We start from the raw sequence: 24,166 nt of genomic DNA, 5'->3' as shown, positions 1-24,166 counted from the left end.
CAACCCGAGGCAGCCCATCCACAGGTCTTGACGATTGCTCTTGATCTGTCGGCCGCCCGGGCGACACCGCCACTGGTGGCGCACCGAGCGGGCAGTGACCTCAGAGGAGCCTGATCTCGGCAGGTCCCATCACAGTCCTGTCCCGCCCGCCCAGCGCGCTGTCGACCACGCGCTCCGGGAAGGGACACGCAGTCACTGATGAGCATCGCGCAGCAGGGCCGTCCGCGCATCGTCGTCGGAGTCGACACCCACAAGCACGTCCACGTCGCCGTCGCGTCGCGCCCAGCCCGACGCAGACAGGTAACCCGCATTCCGGGAAACCGGGGGAAGCTCAGCTCGACGGCTCGTCAGTACTGCGACATGCCTCCATCGACCGCCAGGGCAGCACCAGTCACCCAGGTCGACTCATCCGAGGCCAGGAAGAGCACAGCGTTGGAGATCTCCCGCGGCGGCATGACGCCAGGAATCCATGCGCCGAGCATCCCGAACAGGGCCGGGTTGTCCTCGTGCATGGGCTCGAAGGCGGGCAGAGCGAACTCCGCCATGGTCGTGTCGACTCCTCCGGGGTGGACCGAGTTCACCCGGACGTGGTCCTTCGCCAACTCCATCGCGAGAGACTTCGCCAGAGCGGTGACGCCGAACTTCGACGAGTTGTAGGGCACCTGGTAGGGGCCGGCCTTGAGCCCATTGGCAGAGCTGGTCAGGATGATCGATCCGCCGCCACCGTCGACCAGATGCTGCACGCCAGCCATCACGGTGTTCCATACCCCGATCAGATTCACGTCGATCGTCGTCCGCATGATCTCCGGCGTGACCTTGTGCCACGGCACCGTGATGTCGATGCCGGCGTTGGCGGAGATGACGTCCAGTCGCCCGAGTTGAGCGACGCCCTTGTCCACCACTGCTTTCAACGCGCCCAAATCGCGGACGTCCGCAACCTCGGCCACGATCCGCCGATCCAGAGCCTCCACCTGTCGCGCCGTCTCCGCTAGATCCTCCGGCGTCGACATCGGATACGGCACGTTCTCCACCGGCGCGGCAATATCGACCGCGATGATGTCCGCGCCCTCCTCTGCCAACCGCAGCGCATGCGCCCGCCCCTGCCCACGCCCAGCTCCCGTGATGAAGGCGACTTTCCCTGCAACCCGTCCCGGCATCGTCGACAGCTCCTCAATCCTCACGCGGGTGCCCCGTTACCCCCGCAGAGGCACGCTACACCTGTAGCCGATCGATGGAGGGGCCACCATGCTGATCTGACAGGCGAAGCGACTCCGCCGGGGCCACGGTCGTCGCGGGTGGGGCGCCACTGGATCGGCCGGGCTACTTCTTCGCGCCGACGATTCTCGCCGGCGTGGCCGAGGGTGTCCGGATCGTCGACGAGAAGCAGTTCGGGCCCGTCCCGCCGGTGATGTCCTACCGGACCGTGGACGAGGCGGTGGAGCGGGCGAACGCGACCGTGTTCGGCCTGTCCGGCTCGGTGTGGGGGCGCGACCCGGATAGGGCGGCCGCGGTGGCGGCGCGGCTCGACTCCGGCGTCGTCTTCGTCAACGACCACTTGACGCTGGAGCCGCACGTGCCCTTCGGCGGAGTGCAGTGGAGTGGGGTGGAGAGCGAGCACCGGGGGCTGGAGGAGTTCAGCTTGCTGCGGGTTCTCTACCGTTCCGCTGCGTGATGCACGTGCTTCCCGACGACCCCACCGTTGACTGGACCGCCCCGGGGGTCTTCGAGGTCGGTCCCGACCTCTACCGGATCCCGCTGCCGCTTCCCGAGGACGGGCTGCGAGCGGTGAACGTCTACGCCGTCCGTGACGGCGACGGACTTGTCTTGGTCGATTCCGGCTGGGCCCTCGACGAGGCCCGCGAGCTGCTGGAGCAGGCTCTCAAGGCGCTCGACTTGTCATTCTGCGACGTCCGCCGCTTCCTGATCACCCACATCCACCGCGACCACTACACGCTCGCTGTGGCCCTGCGCCGCGAGTTCGGCACCCGGTTGTCGCTGGGCTGCAAGGAGGCAGACACGTTGCGGGTGGCACAGGATCCGGAGGCCGACCCGTGGACCGGGTTGCTCTTCCAGCTGGGCCGGGGTGGGGCGCGGGCATTGGTCCGCGAGCTGAGCGCGGTGCCCTCGAAGCACGTCCTCTCGGACTGGGAGGACCCCGACGACTGGCTCGACGCGCCGGGCGAGGTCCGTCTGAACGATGCGGTGTGGCAGATGCACCCCACTCCTGGGCACACCAAGGGGCACGTCGTGTTCGTGGACCCGGCGCGGAACGTGATGTTCGCCGGGGACCACGTGCTCCCGCGGATCACTCCGTCGATCGGGTTCGAGCAGGCCCCGGACGTGCTGCCACTGGGCTCCTACCTGGACTCCTTGCGGCTGGTGCGAGCGCTGCCGGATCGCCGCCTGCTGCCGGCGCACGGACCGGTCTCTCCCAGCGTTCACGCCCGCGTCGACGAGCTGCTCGATCACCACAACGTGCGGCTCCAGCAGATGCGTGATCTCGTCGAGGCTGGCGCAAGCACGTCGGACGAGGTCGCGCGCAGGCTGCTCTGGACCCGGGGCCGACGGCGCTTCGAGGAGCTCGACCTGCTCAGCCAGTGCCTCGCGGTGACCGAGACGATGGCGCATCTCGACCTGCTGGCCGTGGGCGGACGGCTCCGGCGCTCCGACGTCGACGGCGTCTCGCACTACCGGAGCGGCTGAGACCGGCTCAGCCTGCCTGGGAGCACACGTGATGGCCCTCTCCCGGGCAGGCCGGCTCGTTCGTCAACCTCCCGATCAGCTCTTTGCCCTGCTCCACCCCCTGGCAGGGGTCGCGGTGCAGCGCGTCTCCCCACACGCTGCCGCTTGGCGGTCGACACAGCAGGCCGGGACATCGCCATCACAGGCCGCGTCCCCCCACACCTACGCGCGTGGAGATGACGTACCTACGCGCGTGGAGATGACGTTCTACAGAGACTTGACGTGACGTTGAGCTTGTGTGGAGTATTTGGTCACCCCGCGCAGCTACTGACGACAGGAGATATGCGAGCGATGAGCGCCCCCACGATCGACCGGGTGGACCCGGCCACACCTGCGTTGCCAGATGCCGGCGTGGTCCCGGAGGTCTCCTTCGCCACGTCGCCCGACGCGTACCGACACTGGCGGCTCGAGGTCGACGGTGAGGTGGCTACGTTGATCCTCGACGTCGACGAGACGGCGGGTCTGGTGCCGGGGTACGAGCTGAAGATGAACTCGTACGACCTGGGCGTGGACATCGAGCTCTACGACGCCACCCAGCGGTTACGGTTCGAGCACCCCGGCGTGCGCGCGGTGGTCGTGACCAGCGGCAAGGACAAGAACTTCTGCGCGGGCGCGAACATCCGGATGCTGGCGCAGAGCTCGCACCCGTGGAAGGTGAACTTCTGCAAGTTCACCAACGAGACCCGCAACGGGATCGAGGACGCCACCGCGAACTCGGGGCAGACGTGGATCGCGGCGGTGAACGGGACGGCGGCCGGCGGCGGCTACGAGCTGGCCTTGGCCTGCGAGAAGATCTTGTTGATCGACGACAACTCCTCGGCGGTGTCGCTGCCGGAGGTGCCCCTGCTGGGCGTGCTGCCCGGTACGGGGGGCCTGACCCGGGTGATCGACAAGCGGCGCGTGCGCAAGGACCGGGCGGACGTGTTCGCCACGAAGTCCGAAGGGATCCGCGGCAAGCAGGCCGTGGAGTGGAAGCTCGTCGACGAGGTGATCCCGAAGCGAGTCTGGGCGGAGACGGTGGCCGAGCGGGCCCGCGAGGCCGCGGCAGCGTCGTCGCGGCCGGTGGACGCGCAGGGAATCGTCCTGCTTCCGTTGGAGCCATCGGTCACGGACGCCGGCATCACCTACCGGCACGTCAAGGCGGAGTTCGACCGCGAACGTGGCCTGGTCGACATCGTCGTCCGGGTTCCGGAAGGCGCGGTCCCGGAGTCACTCGAGGAGATCCATCAGCTCGGCGACGAGTTCTGGCCGCTGGCGGTGACCCGCGAACTCGACGACCTGATCCTGCGGCTGCGGGCCAACGAGCTCGAGCTGGGCACGTGGATCATCCGGACCTCCGGTGCGATCGACGACGCGCTGGCATTCGAGCGGCTGCTGGCCGACCACGCGGGCGACTGGCTGGTCAACGAGATCCGGCACTACTTCAAGCGGGTCCTCAAGCGGCTCGACGTGACCTCGCGGTCGCTGATCGCGTTGATCGAGCCCGGCTCGTGCTTCGCCGGTCTGTTGCTGGAGCTGGCTCTCGCGTGCGACCGCCAGTACATGCTCGACAGCACCCTCGAGGAGGGCGCGGAGGCCGCTGAGATCGTCCTCACGGACAGCAGCTTCGAGGGTTACCCGATGCCGAACGGGATCGGACGGTTGCAGAGCCGGTTCTTCGGCGACAAGGACCACCTCGGTTGGCTGCGTCGGGAGGCGGGCCGTCGGATCTCCGCCGCCGAGGCCCTGGAGCTGGGGCTGGTCACCGACGCCCCGGACGACATCGACTGGGACGACGAGATCCGGATCATGCTGGAGGAGCGGGCGTCGCTGTCCCCGGACGCGCTGACCGGCATGGAGGCCAACCACCGGTTCGTCGGCCCGGAGACGATGGAGTCGCGGATCTTCTCTCGGCTGACCGCGTGGCAGAACTGGATCTTCGTGCGGCCCAACGCCTCCGGTCCGGAGGGGGCGCTGCGCCGCTACGGCACGGGACGCAAGGCCGATTTCGACCGCAAGCGGGTGTGAGGAACAGATGAGCATCGACTACACCGAGAAGATTCCCAACAACGTCGACCTCGCGGGCGACCGGAAGCTGCAGCGCGCGTTGGAGTCGTGGCAGCCCAACTTCCTCAACTGGTGGAAGACGATGGGCCCGGCTGTGCCGACCGAGGACGTCTACCTGCGCACCGCGGTCGACGTCGGCCGCGAGGGGTGGGCGCATTTCGGGCACGTCGCCATGGAGGAGTACCGCTGGGGCGTGTTCCTGTCGGAGCAGAACCCGGACCGCCGAATCGCATTTGGCGAGCAGAAGGGCGAACCGGTCTGGCAGCAGGTGCCCGGTGAGTACCGCGCCGACCTGCAGCGGCTGATCGTGATCCAGGGCGACACCGAGCCGGCCTCGGTGGAGCAGCAGCGCCGCCTCGGCGAGACCGCCCCGTCGCTCTACGACCTGCGCAACCTGTTCCAGGTCAACGTGGAGGAGGGCCGCCACCTCTGGGCGATGGTGTACCTGCTGCACGCCTACTTCGGCCGCAACGGCCGCGAGGAGGCCGAGGCGCTGCTGCAGCGCAACTCCGGCGACCTGGACAGCCCGCGCATCCTCGGGGCGTTCAACGAGGAGACGCCGGACTGGCTGTCCTTCTACATGTTCACCTACTTCACCGACCGGGACGGCAAGTACCAGCTCGGCACGCTGAAGGAGTCCGCGTTCGACCCGCTCTCGCGCACCTGTGAGTTCATGTTGAAGGAGGAGGCGCACCACATGTTCGTGGGCACCACCGGGATCGACCGGGTGGTCACCCGCACCGCGGAGCTGATGCGCGAGCACGACACCGAAGACGTCGCCCCGCACGGCGGCATCGCGCTGGACGTGATCCAGAAGTACATCAACTTCCACTACTCGGTGTCGCTGGACCTGTTCGGCTCCGAGCAGTCCACGAACGCGGCGAACTACTTCACCGCGGGGCTGAAGGGCCGCTGGCAGGAGGAGCGCCGCCGCGACGACCACCAACTGACCGAGCAGGCGGCGTCCATCGCCGTGGTCAAGGACGGGCAGGTCGGCACGGACGAGGTGTCCGCCCTGCTCGCGCTGAACCTGGATCTGCGTAACGAGTACGTCAAGGACTGCGAGAACGGGCTCCGGCGCTGGAACCGAATCCTGGAGACCGCCGGGATCGACCGCACGCTCACGCTGCCCCACGTCGGGTTCAACCGCGAGGTGGGCCTGTTCGCCGAGCATCACATCACCCCGAAGGGCGACCTCGTCGGCCCGGACGTCTGGGCGGCGAACCAGGACGCCTGGTTGCCGACCGAGGCGGACAAGACCCACGTCCAGTCGCTGATGCGACCGGTCTACGAGCCCGGGAAGATCGCCGGCTGGGTGGCGCCGCCCAACACGGGGATCAACGGCAAGCCATTCGACTACGAGTACGTCCACCTCACCTGATCACTCGACCTACACCCGTACGGAGACGGACCGTCATGCCCTACGTGATCGCCGAAGCCTGCATCGACGTCATGGATCGGTCCTGCATGGACCAATGTCCGGTGGACTGCATCTATGAGGGCGGCCGCAAGCTCTACATCAACCCCCTCGAGTGCATCGACTGCGGTGCCTGCGAACCGGCCTGCCCGGTCGAGGCCATCACCCAGGACCGCGCCGTGCCCCCGGGGCAGGAGGCGTTCGTCGCCGACAACCTGCGCTTCTTCGAGGAGCCGCTGCCCGGTCGCGACGAGCCCCTCGGCCAGCCCGGCGGTTCCGGCGACCTCGGCCCGGTCGGGATCGACACCGACTTCATCGCCCGCTACGTGCGCGACTGACCCGGAGGACCCGTGAGCGAACCCCTGGCTTCCTACGCCACAGGGCGGTGGCACACCGCCCCCGACGTCCGCACCGCCGGAGTGCCCGTTGCCGACGCCGTCACCGGCGAGGAGGTGACCCGGGTGTCCAGTGCTGGCCTGGACATGGGCGCGGTGCTCGACCACGCGCACTCCGTCGGCGGGCCGGCGTTGCGCGCGCTGACCTTCCACCAGCGCGCCGCTCTGCTGAAGGCCCTGGCCGGGCACCTGCGCGAGCACCGCCGGGAGTTCTATGCCCTCTCATATCGCACGGGCGCAACCCTGTCCGACTCGAAGTTCGACGTTGACGGCGGCATCGGCGTGCTCTCCGCTTACGCAGCGATCGGGGCCCGCGAACTACCCGACGACACCGTCCTCGCTCTCGACGAGCCGCAGCCGCTGGGACGGGGCAGCACCTTTGCCGGGCAGCACCTCGCCGTGTCCCGGCTCGGGGCGGCAGTGCAGATCAACGCCTACAACTTCCCGGTCTGGGGGATGTTGGAGAAGCTCGCGCCCGCCCTGCTCGCGGGGGCCCCGTCGATCGTCAAGCCCGCCACGGTCACGTCCTACCTGACCGCGCTGGTGGTGCGGGAGATCGTCGGGTCGGGGATCCTGCCCGAGGGGGCGCTCCAGCTCGTCTGCGGTTCGACCGGGGACCTGCTCGACCGCCTCGGCCCGCAGGACTCGGTAGCCTTCACCGGTTCCGCCGAGACCGGGCGAAGGCTGCGCAGCCATCCCTCCGTCGTCGCGGAGGCGATCCGGTTCACCGCGGAGGCGGACTCGCTGAACTGCTCGATCCTCGGTCCCGACGCGATCCCCGGCACGCCCGAGTTCGATCTCTACGTCGACCAGCTGGTCACCGAGATGACCGTCAAGGCCGGCCAGAAGTGCACGGCGATCCGCCGCGCGCTCGTGCCCGCGGACCGGGTCGACGCCGTGCTCGACGCCGTCCGCGGCAGACTGGAGGAGGTCGTCGTCGGCAACCCGAGCTCCGAGGGCGTCACGATGGGGGCGCTCGCCGGACTTGACCAGCGGGACGACGTGCGCGCCGCGGTCGACGCCCTGGCCCGGGCCGGGCGGATCGTGTCCGCCGACCCGGACAAGGTCGACCCGGTCGACGCCGATCCCGAGCGCGGCGCCTTCATGACCCCGGTCCTGCTGCACGGGGATCCGGATCGCGCGGAGCCACACGACGTCGAGGCGTTCGGGCCGGTCAGCACCGTCCTCGCCTACGACACCGTCGCCGACGCGCTCGCGCTGGCCGCGCGCGGGCGCGGGAGCCTCGCAGCCTCCGTGGTGACCGCGGACGGAACCGTTGCGCGTCAGGTCGTCCACGGGCTTGCGCCCTGGCACGGTCGGGTCCTGGTCCTCGACCGCGACTGCGCGGCAGAGTCGACGGGCCACGGCTCTCCGTTGCCCGGTCTGTTGCACGGGGGCCCGGGCCGCGCCGGTGGCGGCGCCGAGCTCGGTGGTCTCGATTCCATGCACCACCACCTACAGCGCAGTGCCGTCCAGGGTGGACCGGCGGTGCTCGCCGCGACGAGGACCGGAGAGCTGGCATGAGCGCGCACCGGGTCGCGGTCGTCGGGTCGGGGCCGTCGGGGCTCTACACCGTCGCCGCTCTCCTGGCCTCCGGCGGACCGCTCCACGTCGACGTCATCGACCGGCTTCCGACGCCTTACGGCTTGGTTCGCTACGGGGTCGCCCCGGACCACGCGAAGATGAAGGCGGTCACCCGTGTGCTGGCCAAGCCGTTCGCGAAGGACCGGGTCCGGTTCCTCGGCAATGTCGAGGTCGGCCGGGACGTGAGCCACGCCGATCTCGCGGAGCACTACGACGCCGTCGTGTACGCGTCGGGCACCGAGCACGACCGGCGGCTCGGCATTCCCGGGGAGGAGCTCCCGGGTTGCGTCGGGTCGGCCGAGTTCGTCCGCTGGTACAACGGCCATCCCGACGCCAGGGAGTTCACCCTCGGTACGGAGCAGGTCGCCGTCGTCGGAGCGGGCAACGTCGCGCTGGACGTGGCGCGCGTCCTCGGCCGCACTGCCGACGAGATGCGCGACACCGACGTTCCCGCCCGGGTCCTCGAGGAACTGGGACGCAGCGCCGTGCGGGAGATCCACGTGCTGATCCGCCGCACGCCCACGGACGCGAAGTTCACCCCGGCCGAGCTCTTCCAGCTCTCCGAGCTCGCCGACGCGGACGTGATCATCCACGACGGCGGCGCCGCGATCGCCGACCCAGACACCGCCGACGATCGCCGCGTCCGGCTCAACCTGGAGACCTTCCAGACCTTCGCCAACACCCCGCCGCAGGGCCGCACGCGACGCATCCACCTGCGCTTCCTCACCTCTCCTGTCGAGGTCCTCGGCGACGACGCGGTGGAGGGAATCGTGGTAGCGCACAACCGCTCCGGGCACCGGCAGACCCTGCCGGTCGGACTCGTCGTGTCCGCCGTCGGGTTCCGCGGCACCCCCCTGCCCGGACTCCCGTTCGACGAGGGCTCGGGAACCGTGCCGAACGAAGCCGGCCGCGTGGCCCCGGGCGTTTACGTCGCGGGATGGCTCAAGCGGGGACCAAGCGGCATCATCGGCACGAACAAACCCGACGGGGCCGAGACCGCCGCCGCGGTGCTGGCGGACCTGGCCGGACACCCGGTCGCGGAACCTCCCGACCTGCTCGACATGCTGGCAAACCGGGGCGCCGTCCCGGTCGACTGGGCGGGCTGGCTCCGGCTCGAGGAGCACGAGGCCACGCTCGGCGGCGCCGACGGCCGAGGCCGGGTGAAGGTCCACGACCTCGCCTCGATGCTGCGCCACGCCGCGCCGGTCGCGGTCTGAGCCGATCGGCTCAGCCCCGAAACACCGTCGCCGGGTTCGTGTACCGCGTTCCGGGGACGTCCCGGAGCCGGTGCGCGTTGCCCGCGACCACCGGCGCTGCCGGGCCAGCAACGGCAGCTCGTCCGAAAGAACGCCGAGCCCGATGCGGGATCACCCGCAGCGACATCAGCGCCGGGAGGCCCAGGACGAGGGCGCCTCGCCCCGGATGCGCTCGTGACTGTGGCCCGCGGCGGGGATGGCACGTCTCGGCATGCTGCTCGGCCGGGTCTGCGTGGCGGAGCGGTCCCCGGGGTCAGGCCACTGTCTCGACCCACGGCCGTCCGGGAACGGTGAGGGTCCGGCCGTCCGCGGTGGTGGCTTCCTCGAAGAAGTCCCGGTACTGCATCTGCACGTCGTCGGTGAGCTCGTCGACCCGGCGCACGGGCGCCATCGGCACTTTGTGGGCCTGGGCGAGGGCCAGCAGCTCGTCGCGGGTGCGCTCCATCAGCCATGGGATCACGAGGGCGTCGACCTCGTCCGGGTAGTCCATGGCCATCGCGCGGGCGTCGGTGTAGCGCGGTTCCCGGGTCCAGGCCGGCGAGCCCAGCATCTCGACGAACCGGTCCCACTCGGGTGCGGTGCGCGCGATCAGGGCGACGTGCCCGTCCTTGCACGGGAAGATGCCGAAGGGCCAGCGCCCGCCGGATCCGGGGGCCCGATGCCCGTCGCGGCGCAGCTCGATGTCGTAGTACTGCCCGACGGCGCCGTAGATTCGCACGTAGGAGGCCAGAACCTCGGCGCCGCTGATCTCCACGAGCGCGCCCTGGCCCTCGCGCCGGGCCCGCAGCACCGCGGCGGCGGTGGCACCGGCGCCGCTGATGCCGAGCTGGAGCGCGCCGAGGGCGTACGGCGCGGCGAGCGGCTCGCGGTCGGGGTGGCCGGTGAGGTGCATCAGTCCGGACACCGCTTGCATCGCAACCTCACCCCCCTTCCACCCGGCGCGCTCGCCGGTGCGGCCGAGCGGGGAGAGCAGTGTGACGACCAGGCCGGGGAACTCCTCGCGGAGCCGCTCGGGGGACAGCCCGCGGGCGTCGAGCTCCTCGGGATCGAGGTCGGTCAGCAGGACCTGCGCCCCGGGGAGGAGCGCTGTGGCCTCGGCGCGGGTTTCGACCTTGCGCAGGTCCAGGTAGGGATCGGGATCGGACGCGGCGGCTCGCACCACCGTCGCGCCGACGTCGGCGAGGAGCTTCCCCGCGTAGGCCGCGGAACGCGTTGCCGCGATCTCCACGACGGTCACGCCCGCCATCGAGTCGTACATCAGTGGAAGACCCCTTCGGTGGCCAAGCGGGTGATCTCGGCGGCCTCGAGACCGAGCAGGTCGCGGGCGATCTCCTCGGTGTGGCCGCCCAGCAGCGGGGACGAGGATCGGACGCTCGGCACGGCGCCGTCGAGGTGCCAGGGCACGCTCGTCGCGGTCAATTGCCCGAGCACGGGATGCTCGACCTGCTGGAACAGCCCGCGACCCCGGAATCCGGGATCGGTGAGGACCTCGTCCGGGGTGAGGACCGGGGTGGCGGCGACCCCGCCGGCCTGCAGCCGGGCGACCAGGTCGTCGCGGTCGCTCATGGCGGCCCACTCGGTCGGGTCGACGCCGTCGGGCACGTCCTCGATCACGACCCAGCCGCCGTCTCGGCACGGCACGACCTCGCGGCGCCCGGTCGGTGCGGTGTTGCCCACCGGGCCCGGGGCCTTCCCGGTCTCGGCGTACTCGACCATCGCTTCACCGATCAGCGCCACGCAGGCCTCGGTCTGCGACAGGTCGAGATGGCGCCCCCCGCCGGTCCGCGTGCGCCCGTTCAGCGCGGCGAGCACCAGGTAGGCGCCGTAGAACGAGCAGTTCAGGTCGGCCATCGCAGTGGCCGACGCGCCCACGACCGCGCCGTCCTCGTAGCCGATGAGTCCCTCGACGCCCGCGAGCGAGCTCATGATCGGTGCGTAGGCGCGCTGGCCCCGCAGCGGCCCGTCCTGGCCGTAGCCGGTCGCCGACAGCACGACGAGCCGCGGGAACCGTTCGAGCAGCTCGTCGACGGACAGGCCGAGGCGCTCCAGCCAGCCGGGGGCGAAGTTCTGCACGAACACGTCGGACTCGCCGATGAGCCGGAGGAAGAGCTCGCGACCGGTCTCGTTCTTGAGATTCAGCGTGATGCTGCGCTTGCTGGCGCTGGCCTCGTGCAACAGGCCGAACCCCTCCAGCCGCAGCGTCTCGGGGTCGGCGAGCCCGGACATGGCGGCCCGCGGCACTCGGACCCGGTTGACGTCGAGTTTGGCCCGCGACTCCACCTTGACGACGTCCGCGCCCAGCTCGGCGAGGATCCGACCGGAGAGCGGCGCCGCGACGCCCGTGGTGACCTCGACGACCCGGATGCCCGACAGCCAGTTGATCGGCCGATGGGCGGCTCCGGCCCCCGAACTTTGCTTCGTTGCACGAACCATATTGCTGATGCTGCGGCTCGATCTCCGCAACTGTCAAGGGTCACGAAGCAGTTGGTCGCCCGATGCCCCGGCGGCGGCTCCGCCTTCCCCGCTGCTCGGGCCGTGGCTTGACGCGCGGCCACGTGTCCGGATCGACCTCGGCGAGCTTCCACAGCGCCGGGAGCGCGGCGGCGAGGGCGACCCGCTCGTGGTCGGGGAGCGCCGCGATCCGCGCGGTGAGGCGCTCGTGGCGCAGCCGGAGATTGCCGGCGAGGGCGTCGCGACCCGCCGGCGTGATGCTGACCAGCACCTGCCTGCGGTCGTCGATCCCGTCGTGCTTCGTGACCAGGCCGGCCGCGGCCAGGCGGCGCACGATCTCGGTCATCGTCGAGACCGCCCGGCCGTCCGCAGCGGCGAGCTCGGTGACCGGCAGCGCGTCGGCGGCCGTGAGCTGGCTCAGGACGAGGCTCTGGGGTGCGGTCAAGGGCGCGGTCGCATTGGTCTCGCGCAGCCTGCTTCCGATCATGGTGAGGGGGACGCGCCCGGCGGTTGCGATGTCCTCCGGGCTCAGGGCGGCCGGGTTGCGCTCGAGGATCCGCCTCATCGGCGACCCCGGATCGCCGTCACCGGGCTGACTGTCCGTGTCCCCGTCCATCTCCGCAGCCTAACGACGGTGGCGCACAGGAAGGGGATCGCTCCGACCTCTTGACAGAATGGTTCGTGACCCGCAACAGTTCGCCGTATGGTTCGTGCGACGAAGCAACCGAACTCCGGCACGCTGACCGCCGCGCTGATGAGCCGTGATCCGGACGGCCTCTCGGCCTGGGAGATCGCGGCGGTGGCCCGGTCGCCGCTGACGATGCTCGGCACCTTCCTGCGCCGGACGCACGATGAGGCCGCGCTGTCCCCGGCGCAGAGCCTCGTGCTGAGCCAGCTGCTGGCGGACGAGTCCCTCCCGATCTCGCACCTCGCCGCGGCGGACGGCCGGGCGGTCTCGACGATGACCGAGATCGTGCGGCGTCTGGTCGAGGCCGGTTACGTGACGAAGGAGGTGGGTGCTGTGGATCGCAGGCAGGTGCGCGTCTCGCTGACCGAGGCGGGACGCGCCGCGCTGGCAGGGAACCTCAAAGCGCGCAACGAGTCGCTGGCGGCCCGGATCGCGGACCTCTCCGCCGAGGACCGGGTCGCGCTCGCTCGGGCGCTGCCTGCGCTGTGGTCGCTGGCCCGTATCGACTGGCGTCAGTGGCCGCGGATGATGCGCACGGCCGACGTGCCGCGCCGGCGTCGGCGCTCATCCGGTCGTTCCCCCGCACCGGACGTCGAGCGGCCCGCCCTCGCCGAGGCGGTGGGCCGGTGACCGCCGGGGCCCGCGGCCCGCTCGCGAACCGCTACACGGACCTGGTCGGAATTCGCCATCCCGTCGTGCAGGAGGGGATGGGCCCGTTCAGCACCACGCACCTGGCCGCCGCGGTGTCCAACGCAGGTGGCCTCGGAACGGTCAGCGTCCCCGGCACCACGGGCGACCTGCACGAGGCGGCCGCGGTCCTGCGCCGCAGCGTGGAGGAGTGCGCGACCTTGACCGGCGCGCCCTTCGCGGTCAACATCCCAGTCGGTCATGACCGGGAAGGCGGCATCGCCGCCTTCGCCCGGATCTACCTCGACGCAGTCCTGGAGGCGCGCCGGGCTGACGCTGGGCTCGCCGCCCAGCTGCGCGTCTTGACCACCTCCGCGGGCTTTCCGGCGGGTTTGACCGAACGGGTCCACGACGAGGGCATGATCCATCAGCACAAGGTCGGATCCACCCGACACGCACTCAAGGCGGCGCGGGCCGGCGTCGACGTCGTGCTCGCCGCCGGCTTCGAGATGGGCGGGCACGCCCCCACGAGCGGGATGCACACCTTCGTCCTCACCCCGAACATCGCCGAGGCGGTCGACGTCCCAGTGGTGCTGACCGGCGGAGTGCGCGACGGCCGCGGCCTGGCCGCCGCCCTCTGCCTCGGCGCCGACGCCGTCGCGCTGGGCACCCGCTTCGCCGCGACCTCGGACAACCCCGACTGGCACCCCGGCTACCGGGCTGCGCTGGTCGCCGCCGGAGAGGGAGACGACGTCGTGGTCGACGGGGTCTTCGGCCCCTGCCGCACCCTGCGCAACGTCGAGTCCGACGCCATGCGCGCCACGGTCGCCGCGGGCGGGACCGTGCGGTCTGCGACGAAGATCGAGTCCATGCGGCGCGCCCAGATCGAGGGCGACGCCGAGCACGGCCTGGTCCTGATGGGCCAGGTCGCGAGCGGCATCACCGATGTCGTGTCCGTCGCGGAGTTCCTGCCCGCGATGATCGACGAGGCGGCCGCTGTGCTGCGCGCGCGGCAGCCGCTGCCCGCAGCTGTGGAGGTGTGACGGGCGATGGAGCTGAAGGTGACCCGCTACGAGGTCGACGAGGCGGGGGTGGCCACGGTGTGGCTGCACCGGCCGCAGCGGCGGAACTCGTGGACGGGCCGGATGCACGATGAGTACCGGTGGATCTGTAAGACCCTCGACGACGACCCGCGGGTGCGGGTGATCGTGCTGACCGGCTCGGGGAACACGTTCTGCATCGGGGCGGACCCGAAGGCGCTGGCCGGGTACGTGGAGGCCGATCACTACGATCCGGCCCTGTCGAAGGAGGCGGCCACCCCCGGCTACGGGGTGCGCCCGGAGTTCGACTCCGACATGGCGTGGCAGCTGGGTATGCGCACGCCGATGATCGCGGCGGTGAACGGGGCGTGTGCGGGGATCGCGGTGGCGATCGCGGCGTTCTGCGACCTGCGTTTCGCCGTGACCGGGGCGAAGCTGACCACCGCGGCACCGAAGCTGGGGCTGCCCGCGGAGTACGGGCTGTCGTGGATCCTGCCGCGGCTGATCGGGATGACCCACTCCGCGGACGTGCTGCTCTCCGGGCGGGTGGTGCTGGCCGAGGAGCTTGAGCGGATGGGGTTTTTCAACGCCGTCGTCGCGGCCGAGGACTTCGCCGAGCAGGTGTGGGGCTACGCACGGCGGCTGGCGGCGATGTCCCCGACCGCGGTGTCGACCGCGAAGCGGCAGCTGTGGGGCGACGTGCTGCACTCCGACCCGCGCCGGGCGGTCGAGCAGAGCAAGGAACTGATCGGGAAGCTGATGAACGAACCCGACTACGCCGAAGGCGTCGCCGCCTTCGTCGAGAAACGCCCACCGAGGTTCGTTCGGGACGGGGACGCGGGATGACCGCCGCCACGGGATCCGCGCCGACCCAGGTCCGCTGGGGGCGCGAGGTCGAACGCGGCGTCGTCGCCGGGCACCCCTGTCTGGTCTACGTCCACCGGCCGCGGTCGCTGGCCGAGCTGCTGCTCGAAGGCCGCCGCTGGCCGGAGCGGGAGTTCCTGGTTCAGGGCGAGCGCCGGATGACGCGCGCCGAGCACGAGCACGCGGTGGCACGGGTAGCTGCTCACTTGCGCGCCCGCGGGGTCGGTCGCGGGGACACCGTCCTGCTGCTCGGTTTCAACCGGATCGAGTGGGTCGTCGCATTCTGGGCCGTTCAGGCGGTCGGCGCGGTCGTCGCGCTGGGGAACGCCTGGTGGAGCGACGACGAGGTCGCCGGCGCCGTCAGCGTCCTCGCCCCGACCCTCGCCGTCACCGATCGGACGGTCGACGGGGTGTCGACCGTCGGGTTCGACGCTCTGCAGGCTGTCGCGGAGGAACCCGTCGAGGTCGGGCTCGACCTGGTCCCGGTCGAGGAAGACGATCTTGCGCTGATCATGTTCAGCTCGGGGACGACGGGTGCGCCCAAGGGCGTGCTGATGTCTCACCGCTCCGTGGTGGCGAACATCCAGAACGTCCTCGGCCTGACCGGCCGGCTGCCCGGCGAGCTGGCCGCGGACCACCCCGGGACCGTCGCGATGCTGTCAGTGCCACTGTTCCACCTGGCCGGTGTCCAGGTCTCATTGACCACGCTGCTCTCCGGCGGCCGGGCGGTCTTCCTGCCCGGCAAGTTCGACCCCGCCGAGGTCCTGCGCCTGATCCAGGCCGAGAAGGTGCGGGTGTGGGGCTCGATCCCCACGATGGTCTCCCGCGTCCTCGATCACCCGGACTTCGACGACTACGACACCAGCAGCGTCTCGTCGGTGCCGATGGGCGGCGCGGCGATCTCCCCCGAGCTGCGGGCCAGGGTGAGCGAACGGTTCGCCGGCGTTCGGTCCCGCGTCGGTAGCCTCTACGGGCTGACCGAGGCCGGCGGGGTGCTGGCCGCCGGTTCGGGCAAGGACATCACGTCCCGGCCGGGCGCGGTCGGCAAGGCGCTGCCCGTCGTCGAGCTGACCATCCGCAACCCCGGGCCGGACGGCGTCGGCGAGATCGGGGCCCGCACGCCCACGATGACCGGTGGCTACCTCGGCGACCCGGAACCGATCACCGACGCCGACGGCTGGATCTTCTCCGGCGACCTCGGCCGGATCGACGACGAGGGATGGCTCTACGTCACCGGGCGCAGCAAGGACATCGTGATCCGCGGCGGCGAGAACATCGCTGCGGCCCACGTCGAGTCGTCCCTCGCCACCCATCCGGAGGTCGCCGAGGTCGCCGTGGTGCCGCTGCCGCACCCGGACCTGGGGGAGGAGGTCGCCGCGGCCGTCGTGCTCCGACCCGGCGCCACAGCCGCCCCCGACGAGCTGGCCGCGCACGCGGGCCGCGTGCTCGCCCGGCACGAGGTCCCGAGCCGGTGGTGGCTCCATCCCGGCCCCCTGCCCACCAACGCCTCGGGCAAGATCCTCCGCCGGACCGTCCGCGAGGAATGGCCCGACCCCGACGACACCCCGAACAGGAGTGCCCGAGCATGACCGACGCCATTCTCGTCGAACGCGACGGGCCGGTGGGGCGACTCGTCATGAACCGGCCCGAGAAACACAACGCCCTGCGCTTCTCCGATCTCGATGTATTGGTCGAGGCGCTCCACGACCTGGAGGACGACGACGACATCAAGGTCATCGTCCTGAAAGGCAACGGAAAGTCGTTCTGTTCCGGGCACGACTACAACGACGCCGCCAAGTCCTACGGTTTGGAGCCGGGTGTCGACGGCGCGAAACCCCGGCGGCCGAGCCAGCGTTCCCGCCTCGCCCGCGACCGGAAGCTGGGGGAGAACTACAAGGCCTTCCAGTACGCGCTCAAGCCGGTCATCGCGCAGGTCCAGGGCGTGTGTATGGGGGCCGGGCTGTACCTCGTCGAGCTGGTGGACCTGGCCCTCGCGGCGGACACCGCCCGGTTCAGTCACGCCGAGCAGCGCCTCGGGCTCGCCGGCAACACCTGGCACCTGAACTCCCAGATCCTGCAGTACGGGCAGAAACGCGCCCGAGAGCTCCTGCTCCTCGGCGACGAGTTCGACGGCCCCGCCGCGGCGGAGTTCGGACTGGTCAACCGGTCGGTTCCCGAGGACCGGCTCGAGGCCGCGGTGGAGGAGTGGGCAGCCAGGATCGCCCAACACCCCCGCGACGCACTGGTGACCGGACGGGCGATGTGGCAGCTCGCGCTGGACAGCCTGGGCGGGAGCGACCAGTTCGCCCGCGGCTACGTGGGCCACACCCTGGGCACCAACCTCCGTTTCGAGGCGGACGAGTTCAACTTCCTCCGCGAGCGCAGCCGGAGCGGAACCAAGAAGGCGTTCGCGAAGCGGGAGGGGCACTACTCCGGACAGTGATCGGGGAGGCGAATGCGGGCCTGCCGACTCTCGACCAATTCGTCATGCCGGAGAACGACCGGGAACAGTCGGATCGATTCGTTGACCCGGTCACCCGCTTGTGTCAGAATCTCCCGAAATCGTCATACCGGCGGCTCGATCAACGACGGTCGACCCCATGGCTCGCAGTGAATGCGGGAGATGCCGGACCCGAGTGCGATAGTGACGTTCTTCCGTCTGACTGTGAGGATTCAATGACGACTTCTGTTTCGAGTCAGGGGGCGGCGGCGCTCAAGGCGCGCATCGATCGCTTGCCGCTCGCGACGGCGACCCACCACCGAACGGACTCCGGCAGCGTCCGGAGGTCGATCAGGCTACCCATCACATGGCGGGGCGAACGAGTGCTACGCCTTCCAGCTCGTCCGCGACGGCCGTTCCGAGGATCGCGCAGGTCCCGGCCTTCTCCAGGCTGTCGACGGCACGGCTCCCACGGATGCGGTGCCGCTCGCCACGGGCCTGACGATGGGCGATGGTCGGCCGACGAGATCATCCCGACTCTGCTCCACCTCCAGCGCCAGGGCAGGTTCCCGGCGGAGCGGCTCATCACCACCTACCCACTGGAATCGATCAACGAGGCGGCCGAGGACATGGAGTCCGGGAAGACGCTCAAGGCCGTCCTCATACCCCCGTCGACAGGAGCCTGACCAATGACGGTCGTTGCCCACCACCACCGCACGTCCCGACCACGACGTCTCGCGGGCGTGCTCGGTGCCGTCCTGGCCCCCGCCCTCGTCCTTGCGGGCTGCGGGCAGTCCGCGGGGTCCGGGGACTCCGGCGAGGCCACCACGGTGGCCGTCGGGTCGCCGGCCAGCATCAGCAACGCGCCCTTCTACATCGGACTCGAGCGCGGCTACTTCCGGGACGAGCGGATCGACCTGCAGCTCCAGACCTTCGGCTCCGCGAGCCAGACGATCGCCCCGCTCGGCGCCGGGCAGCTGCAGGTCGCAGCGGGGTCGCCGTCCGCGGGCCTCTACAACGCGATCGCGCGGGACGTGAAAGTCAAGATCGTCGCCGATTCCTCGCACGCCGCCGAGGGCGCGAGCTACATGGCGCTGCTCGTGCGTAAGGACCTGGTCGACAGTGGCCGCTTCACCAGCTTCGCCGACCTGAAGGGGCTCACTGTTGCCGACTACGGGGACGGCGGAACTCCGCATGCCGCGCTGGCTCGGATGGCCGAGGAGGGCGGGCTCACCCTGGGTGACCTGAAGCGGACCACGCTCGCCGGGCCAGACCACGTCTCGGCGCTGGAGAACGGGTCGATCGACGCCAGCATCAGCGTCGAACCGATCGTCACCCAGGCCGTCGACAGCGGAGCGGCCGTGCGGTTCGCGGGGACGGACGCCGTCGATCCCGGTCAGCAGATCGGGGTGCTGCTCTACGGCAGCGACTTCATCTCCCGCGATCCGGACGCCGCGCAGCGGTTCATGCGGGCCTACCTGCGCGGGGTCCGCGACTACAACTCGGCGCTGCAGGACGGCAAGCTAGCCGGCCCCGGCTCGACCGAGATCATCGACATCGTCAGCAAGTACAGCAAGGTCCCGGCCGCCACCCTCGGAAAGATCATCTCCCACGGTGTCGACCCGGACGGCAAGGTCAACGAGAAGTCGCTGCAGGCCGACTTCGACTTCTGGAAGTCGGCCGGCCTCATCCAGGGCGACGTGGACATCGCGGGCGCGGTGGACCCGACCTTCGCCGAAGCGGCCGTCCAGGCCATGGGTCCGTACACCCCCGCCAGCTGACGACACCGACGAAGGGAACGCTTCGATGAGCAGCACCGCCGTCGGCCGAGACCACCGAGCCGACGACCCGATGACCGAGACCGTGACCGAGGCGAAGATCCGGGTCCAGGGCGTCGGCAAGACGTTCGCGACCCGCTCCGGCGACACGCTCGCGCTCGACGACGTGAGCCTGGAGATCGGCGAGGGCCAATTCTGCTCGATCGTGGGCCCGAGCGGGTGCGGCAAGACCACCCTGCTCCGGATGCTGGCCGATCTCGAGACCCCATCCACCGGATCAGCCGAGCTGGGGGCTGCGCGGCCGGGCAAGCCCGCCCAGTCCCTCGTCTTCCAGGGCGACTCCGTCTTCCCATGGATGACGGTGTGGGACAACGCCGCCTACGGCCTGCGGATGCGCGGCGCACCCGAGGCGGAGGTCCGCGAGGTGGTGGGGCACTACCTCGGCAAGACAAGCCTGTCGAAGTTCGCGAAGGCCTACCCCCACGAGCTCTCGGGCGGCATGCGGCAGCGCGTCTCGGTGGCGCGGGCCTTCGCCAACGACCCGGACGTCCTGCTGATGGACGAGCCCTTCTCGGCACTCGACGAGCAGAACAAGGCCATCCTGCAGGACGAGCTCCTCCGGATCTGGGACGAGACCCGCAAGACCGTCCTGTTCATTACCCACAGCGTCGACGAGGCCGTGACGTTGAGCGACCGAGTGGTGGTCATGACCGCACGGCCGGGCCGGGTGAAGGTCGACATCGACATCCCATTGCCGCGCCCGCGGCAGCGGCTCGAGCTCCGCGCGATGCCGGAGTACGGCGAGCTGGTCTACCGGATCTGGAGCGCCCTGCAGGACGAGGTCCTGCACACCGCCGAGCTGCAGCAGAAGGAAGCACGATGAGCGCGGGCACGATCGAGCCCGGGACGACTCCGAAGGCGGGCAGATCCACGCGGGGCCTCGTGCGGCGCACGGTGTCCGGGAGCGACAACCGGTTCGTCCGGATGCTTCCGGTACTCTCGCCGATCGGACTGCTGGTGCTCTGGGAGATCGCCTCACGGGTGGGGATCCTGGACGACCGGTTCTTCCCGGCGCCCACGGCGATCGTCGCCCAGGTCGGGCCGCTGCTCGAGTCCGGCGAGCTGCTGTCCAACACCTGGATCAGCGTGCAGCGGCTGCTGATCGGCTTCGTCATCGGTGCGGTCCCGGGCCTGCTGCTCGGGCTGGCGATGGGGCTCTACCGCTACCTGCGGCTGATCGTCGAGCCGCTCGTGGCCGCCACCTACCCGGTGCCCAAGAGCGCGATCTTCCCGCTGTTCCTACTGATCTTCGGGCTGGGGGAGGCGTCCAAGGTGGCCGTCGTGGCCGTCGGGGTGTTCTTCCCGGTCGTGATCAACACGGCCGCGGGCGTCCTCGCGATCGACAAGGTCTACCGCGACGTGGGCCGCAACTTCCGGGCGAGCAGCGTCAAGACCTTCCGCACCGTGGCGCTGCCCGGCGCCCTGCCGCTGATCATGACCGGCGTCAAGCTCGCCATCGGCATGGCGCTCATGCTGATCGTGGCCGCGGAGATGCTGGGCGGTGACAGCGGGCTCGGCTATCTGATCTGGAACTCGTGGCAGACCTTCTCCGTCGAGACCATGTACATCGCGCTGATCGTGATCTCCGTGCTCGGCGTGGTGTTCAACCTGATCGTCAACGAGGTCGAGCGGTGGCTCGTCCCGTGGCGGCGAAGCTAAGGATGGTGGCGGTGAATCACACACTGGGGAGTCGTGGAGTGGAGAGTCGGTGGGGCAGGATTGCCGGGAAGGTCGCGCTGGTCACCGGCGCGGCCCGGGGCCAGGGACGCAGCCACGCGGTGCGGCTCGCGGAGGAGGGCGCGGACGTCATCGTCGTGGACTCCTTGACCGACGTGCCGGGTGCGGCCTACCCGATGGCGACCGCGGCAGATCTCGAGCAGACCGTCAAGGCCGTCGAGGCGCTCGATCGTCGCGTCGTCGCCAGGCAGGTGGATGTGCGGGACCTCGACGGGCTGCGGGCGGCCGTCGACGAGGCAGTCGCCGAGCTCGGCAGGCTGGACGTGGTGTGCGCCAACGCCGGGATCTGCATCCCGGGCGCCTGGGACGAGATCACCCCGGCCGTCTGGCAGGCCACCCTCGACACGAATCTCACGGGCGTCTGGCACACGATCGCGGTGACCGCGCCGCACCTCGTCCGCGCCGGCGGCGGCTCGATCGTCTGCACCGGTTCGACCGCCGGGGTGAAGGGCGTGCCCTTCATGGTCCCGTACGTCGCGGCGAAGCACGGCCTCGTGGGCGTGGCCAAGGCGATGGCCAACGAGCTGGGCCCGCACGGGATCAGGGTCAACGTCGTCCATCCGTCCGGTGTGGAGACCACGATGACCGAGGGTCTCGGCCGGATGATGGAGCTGATCTCCGAGAACCCCGCGCTCGGCGCCGCCGCGTTCACCAACGCCCTCCCCGTCGAACGACTGCAACCAAGCGAGATCACCGACGCCGTCCTCTTCCTCGCCTCGGACGAGTCCCGCCACGTCACCGGAACGGAGCTGAAGGTCGATGCCGGCAACACCAACCTCTGAGAGCCTGCTCGGTGACCGGCCGCAGGTGTTCGTGGGCGGACGGTGGACCACACCGTCCGACGGCGCCACGGTCCGCATCACGAACCCGGCCACCCGGGAGCACCTCGGCGACGCGGCCCTGGGCACCGTGGCCGAGATGGACGCCGCCGTCGCCGCCGCGCGGACCTCGTTCGACTCCGGGGTATGGAGCCGAGCCACCCCCGCCGAGCGCGCCGCAGTCCTGCACAAGGCAGCGGACCTGCTCGAACAGCGCCTGCCGACGTTGTCCGACGGGCTCACCCGCGAGCTTGGCTGTCCACTGTGGTTCAGCCGAGCCGCCCACGCCAGCAACGCCTTCCGGCACCTGCGCTACTACGCGGCACTGATCGAGAGCATGGAGTTCGCCGAGACCCGGCGGGACGAGAGCGGCGCCACGAGTGTCGTCACACAGGAGCCGGTCGGGGTCGTCGCGGCGATCACACCATGGAACAGCCCGCTGTCGAACCCGATGATGAAGCTGTCCCCGGCACTGGCCGCAGGCTGCTCGGCGATCCTCAAGCCGCCACCGGACACCCCGCTGTCCGGCTACGCGCTGGCCGAGGCGCTCGCGGACGCAGGGCTCCCCGACGGCGTGCTCAGCGTGGTGCCGGCCGACCGGCAGGTGGGGGAGTACCTCGTCGCGCACCGCGAGGTCGACAAGGTCTCGTTCACCGGCAGCACCGCGGCCGGCAAAAAGATCATGGCAGCCTGCGCCGATCGCGTCGCCCGGGTGACCCTCGAGCTCGGCGGCAAGTCCGCCGCGATCGTGCTCGACGACGCCGACCCCGCCGAGGTCATCCCGGCCGTGCTCCCGATGTCGCTGATGTTGGCCGGGCAGGCGTGCATCGCCCAGACCCGGATCCTGCTGCCGCGCTCCCGCTACGCGGAGTTCGTCGACGCCCTGGCCCAAGGAATGCGGGAACTGGTCGTCGGCGACCCACTCGACGACGCCACGACGATCGGCCCCCTGGTCAACGACCGCCAGCGAGACCGGGTCGAGGGATACCTCGCCACCGGCCGCGCGGAGGGGGCGCGGCTAGTCGTGGGTGGCGGGCGCCCGCGCCTGGCCGGCGACCTTGCCGCCGGCTGTTTCGTCGAGCCGACTTTGTTCGCCGAGGTCGACAACCGGATGCGGATCGCACAGGAGGAGATCTTCGGCCCGGTCCTCGTCGCCATCCCCTACGACGGCGACGAGGAGGGCGTGCAACTGGCCAACGACACCGTCTACGGCCTCGCAGGCTCTGTGTGGAGCACCGACGACGATCGAGCCCTCCGGATCGCTGGCCGGATGCGTACCGGCATGGTCAGCGTGAACGGCCACCGACAGGCCTACGGCAGCCCGCTGGGCGGCTTCAAGCAGTCCGGCATGGGCCGCGAACTCGGCCCCGAGGGCATCCGCCCGTACCTCGAGCCGAAGTCGGTCGCGGTCGGAGCGGGCCGCTGACGAGGACATCGGCTCGTCAAGCCACCGCCATCAGCGAGCCTTTGCCGTGCGCCCAACAGACAGGAGGTTGACCATGTAGGTGGTTGAGCTGTTGTCGTCAGCTCGTCGTCGCTTGCCGGTGTGAGTCCGGTCCGGGTAACTGCCAGGGGGCCCGGTAGCAGACTGGCGGCTTCGTCCGGAAACGGGCGGGGTCGAAGCCCGGTGTCGAAGGCCCATTCTTGGGGAGCGACTGAACGGTCCGTAGCATGACGCGAAACCTGCGGCGTCGTTACTCAGCCGCCCGTGAGGGTGGACACAGGGAGTGCCGAGCCTCTCGGTATCGGGTGAAGGCCATGGAAGCGGTGGGATTGCAGCCGCGAAGGACTCCCCGGCGTATGGGGTGCGGAACGTTCAGATAGTGGCGGCGGGAACCGGGGAGGCCCTCCCCGACCCGGTGGCCTGCGGAGTATCTGTCATCGGAGCGTGGTGTCCTACAACCGAGGAACTCGGGAAGTGGATGACTGGTCGGGTGGGCGTCGGAGGCGGCCGTAGTACTGCTGGAGCCGAGCGGACAACAGAACTGCCGGCGAGGGAAGGGCCGCTACTTCGTCGATGCGTGATGATGTGGAGGAGGGGCCCGGTGAGTGCTGTTATGGCTAGTTCCGCCGCGGTGGGTCTGAGCCAGGGGGTCGGCAAAGTCAGTCGGTCGTGAGTAGGTCCGGGACCCGGCGGGTGTCTGGGGCGTGGTGGCGGAGCGCGGCGGCGATGTAGGTGGCGCCGGCGTGTCGGTGCAGGCTGATTGGGAGGTTGCGGAGCGA

Annotated in this window: 20 protein-coding genes and 1 pseudogene; 17 read left to right on the top strand and 4 right to left on the bottom strand. The window is 70.3% G+C overall.

What is annotated here, in order from left to right; genetic code table 11:
• Positions 1-347: 347 nt before the first annotated feature.
• Positions 348-1,181, bottom strand: a complete 834-nt coding sequence (locus tag ACL02T_RS33810; protein WP_412834903.1) for a mycofactocin-coupled SDR family oxidoreductase — start codon at positions 1,179-1,181, stop codon at positions 348-350.
• 98 nt (positions 1,182-1,279) lie between these two features.
• Here ACL02T_RS33810 and ACL02T_RS33805 point away from each other — a divergent pair.
• The 7 genes and pseudogenes from ACL02T_RS33805 to ACL02T_RS33775 form a co-directional block, all read left to right on the top strand.
• Positions 1,280-1,672: pseudogene (locus tag ACL02T_RS33805) on the top strand (aldehyde dehydrogenase family protein); the annotation flags it as partial.
• Positions 1,672-2,703: an MBL fold metallo-hydrolase gene (locus ACL02T_RS33800; protein WP_412834904.1), complete on the top strand. Its 1,032-nt coding sequence runs from the start codon at positions 1,672-1,674 to the stop codon at positions 2,701-2,703. The pseudogene ACL02T_RS33805 and the gene ACL02T_RS33800, both read left to right, overlap by 1 nt.
• Before the next feature lie 330 nt (positions 2,704-3,033).
• Complete coding sequence (boxC, locus tag ACL02T_RS33795) at positions 3,034-4,749, top strand: 2,3-epoxybenzoyl-CoA dihydrolase (protein ID WP_412834902.1); 1,716 nt, start codon at positions 3,034-3,036, stop codon at positions 4,747-4,749.
• A gap of 7 nt (positions 4,750-4,756) precedes the next feature.
• Positions 4,757-6,169 carry a benzoyl-CoA 2,3-epoxidase subunit BoxB gene (boxB, locus tag ACL02T_RS33790; RefSeq protein ID WP_412834901.1) on the top strand — a complete coding sequence of 471 codons (1,413 nt, stop codon included), beginning with the start codon at positions 4,757-4,759 and terminating at the stop codon, positions 6,167-6,169.
• Between the two features lie 35 nt (positions 6,170-6,204).
• Positions 6,205-6,543, top strand: coding sequence for a ferredoxin (gene fdxA / locus ACL02T_RS33785; protein WP_412834900.1), 339 nt, complete (start codon positions 6,205-6,207; stop codon positions 6,541-6,543).
• 12 nt (positions 6,544-6,555) lie between these two features.
• On the top strand, positions 6,556-8,124 hold the full coding sequence (paaZ, locus tag ACL02T_RS33780; protein WP_412834899.1) for a phenylacetic acid degradation bifunctional protein PaaZ: 1,569 nt from the start codon (positions 6,556-6,558) through the stop codon (positions 8,122-8,124).
• Positions 8,121-9,401, top strand: coding sequence for an FAD-dependent oxidoreductase (locus tag ACL02T_RS33775; protein ID WP_412834898.1), 1,281 nt, complete (start codon positions 8,121-8,123; stop codon positions 9,399-9,401). Before paaZ ends, ACL02T_RS33775 begins: the two co-directional genes overlap by 4 nt.
• Before the next feature lie 292 nt (positions 9,402-9,693).
• Here the strand turns inward: ACL02T_RS33775 and ACL02T_RS33770 are convergent, their stop codons facing one another.
• Genes ACL02T_RS33770 through ACL02T_RS33760 form a run of 3 tightly spaced genes read right to left on the bottom strand, consistent with a single transcriptional unit; the run spans position 9,694 to position 12,507 of the window.
• Complete coding sequence (locus ACL02T_RS33770; RefSeq protein ID WP_412834897.1) at positions 9,694-10,698, bottom strand: CoA transferase; 1,005 nt, start codon at positions 10,696-10,698, stop codon at positions 9,694-9,696.
• Positions 10,698-11,873: a CaiB/BaiF CoA transferase family protein gene (locus ACL02T_RS33765; protein WP_412834896.1), complete on the bottom strand. Its 1,176-nt coding sequence runs from the start codon at positions 11,871-11,873 to the stop codon at positions 10,698-10,700. Before ACL02T_RS33765 ends, ACL02T_RS33770 begins: the two co-directional genes overlap by 1 nt.
• 40 nt (positions 11,874-11,913) lie before the next feature.
• Positions 11,914-12,507, bottom strand: a complete 594-nt coding sequence (locus ACL02T_RS33760; RefSeq protein WP_412834895.1) for a MarR family winged helix-turn-helix transcriptional regulator — start codon at positions 12,505-12,507, stop codon at positions 11,914-11,916.
• An 87-nt stretch (positions 12,508-12,594) separates the two neighbouring features.
• On the opposite strand from ACL02T_RS33760, the gene ACL02T_RS33755 reads away from it, so the two are divergent.
• The 10 genes from ACL02T_RS33755 (at position 12,595) to ACL02T_RS33710 (ending at position 23,369) form a co-directional block, all read left to right on the top strand.
• Positions 12,595-13,209 carry a MarR family winged helix-turn-helix transcriptional regulator gene (locus tag ACL02T_RS33755; RefSeq protein WP_412834894.1) on the top strand — a complete coding sequence of 205 codons (615 nt, stop codon included), beginning with the start codon at positions 12,595-12,597 and terminating at the stop codon, positions 13,207-13,209.
• On the top strand, positions 13,206-14,249 hold the full coding sequence (locus ACL02T_RS33750) for an NAD(P)H-dependent flavin oxidoreductase (protein WP_412834893.1): 1,044 nt from the start codon (positions 13,206-13,208) through the stop codon (positions 14,247-14,249). The genes ACL02T_RS33755 and ACL02T_RS33750 overlap by 4 nt, the downstream gene beginning before the upstream one ends.
• A 6-nt stretch (positions 14,250-14,255) precedes the next feature.
• On the top strand, positions 14,256-15,092 hold the full coding sequence (locus ACL02T_RS33745; RefSeq protein ID WP_412834892.1) for an enoyl-CoA hydratase-related protein: 837 nt from the start codon (positions 14,256-14,258) through the stop codon (positions 15,090-15,092).
• Positions 15,089-16,699 carry a class I adenylate-forming enzyme family protein gene (locus ACL02T_RS33740; RefSeq protein ID WP_412834891.1) on the top strand — a complete coding sequence of 537 codons (1,611 nt, stop codon included), beginning with the start codon at positions 15,089-15,091 and terminating at the stop codon, positions 16,697-16,699. Before ACL02T_RS33745 ends, ACL02T_RS33740 begins: the two co-directional genes overlap by 4 nt.
• On the top strand, positions 16,696-17,553 hold the full coding sequence (locus tag ACL02T_RS33735; protein ID WP_412834890.1) for an enoyl-CoA hydratase/isomerase family protein: 858 nt from the start codon (positions 16,696-16,698) through the stop codon (positions 17,551-17,553). Before ACL02T_RS33740 ends, ACL02T_RS33735 begins: the two co-directional genes overlap by 4 nt.
• A gap of 686 nt (positions 17,554-18,239) precedes the next feature.
• Positions 18,240-19,331, top strand: coding sequence for an ABC transporter substrate-binding protein (locus tag ACL02T_RS33730; RefSeq protein WP_412834889.1), 1,092 nt, complete (start codon positions 18,240-18,242; stop codon positions 19,329-19,331).
• Positions 19,332-19,356: 25 nt separating this feature from the next.
• A complete protein-coding gene (locus tag ACL02T_RS33725; protein ID WP_412834888.1) occupies positions 19,357-20,211 on the top strand; it encodes an ABC transporter ATP-binding protein in 855 nt (284 codons plus the stop codon).
• A complete protein-coding gene (locus tag ACL02T_RS33720) occupies positions 20,208-21,047 on the top strand; it encodes an ABC transporter permease (RefSeq protein WP_412834887.1) in 840 nt (279 codons plus the stop codon). Before ACL02T_RS33725 ends, ACL02T_RS33720 begins: the two co-directional genes overlap by 4 nt.
• Positions 21,048-21,085: 38 nt before the next feature.
• Positions 21,086-21,907: a mycofactocin-coupled SDR family oxidoreductase gene (locus ACL02T_RS33715; RefSeq protein ID WP_412834886.1), complete on the top strand. Its 822-nt coding sequence runs from the start codon at positions 21,086-21,088 to the stop codon at positions 21,905-21,907.
• Positions 21,885-23,369 (top strand): aldehyde dehydrogenase, encoded by a 1,485-nt coding sequence (locus ACL02T_RS33710; RefSeq protein WP_412834885.1) that lies wholly within the window; start codon positions 21,885-21,887, stop codon positions 23,367-23,369. Before ACL02T_RS33715 ends, ACL02T_RS33710 begins: the two co-directional genes overlap by 23 nt.
• The last annotated feature ends 797 nt before the right edge of the window (positions 23,370-24,166 follow it).

The sequence above is a fragment of the Pseudonocardia oceanicola genome (assembly GCF_047200735.1).
In the GTDB taxonomy this organism is placed as follows: domain Bacteria; phylum Actinomycetota; class Actinomycetes; order Mycobacteriales; family Pseudonocardiaceae; genus Pseudonocardia.
Note: the sequence above shows the minus strand (reverse complement) of the source record. Positions and strands in the feature narration are given on the sequence as shown.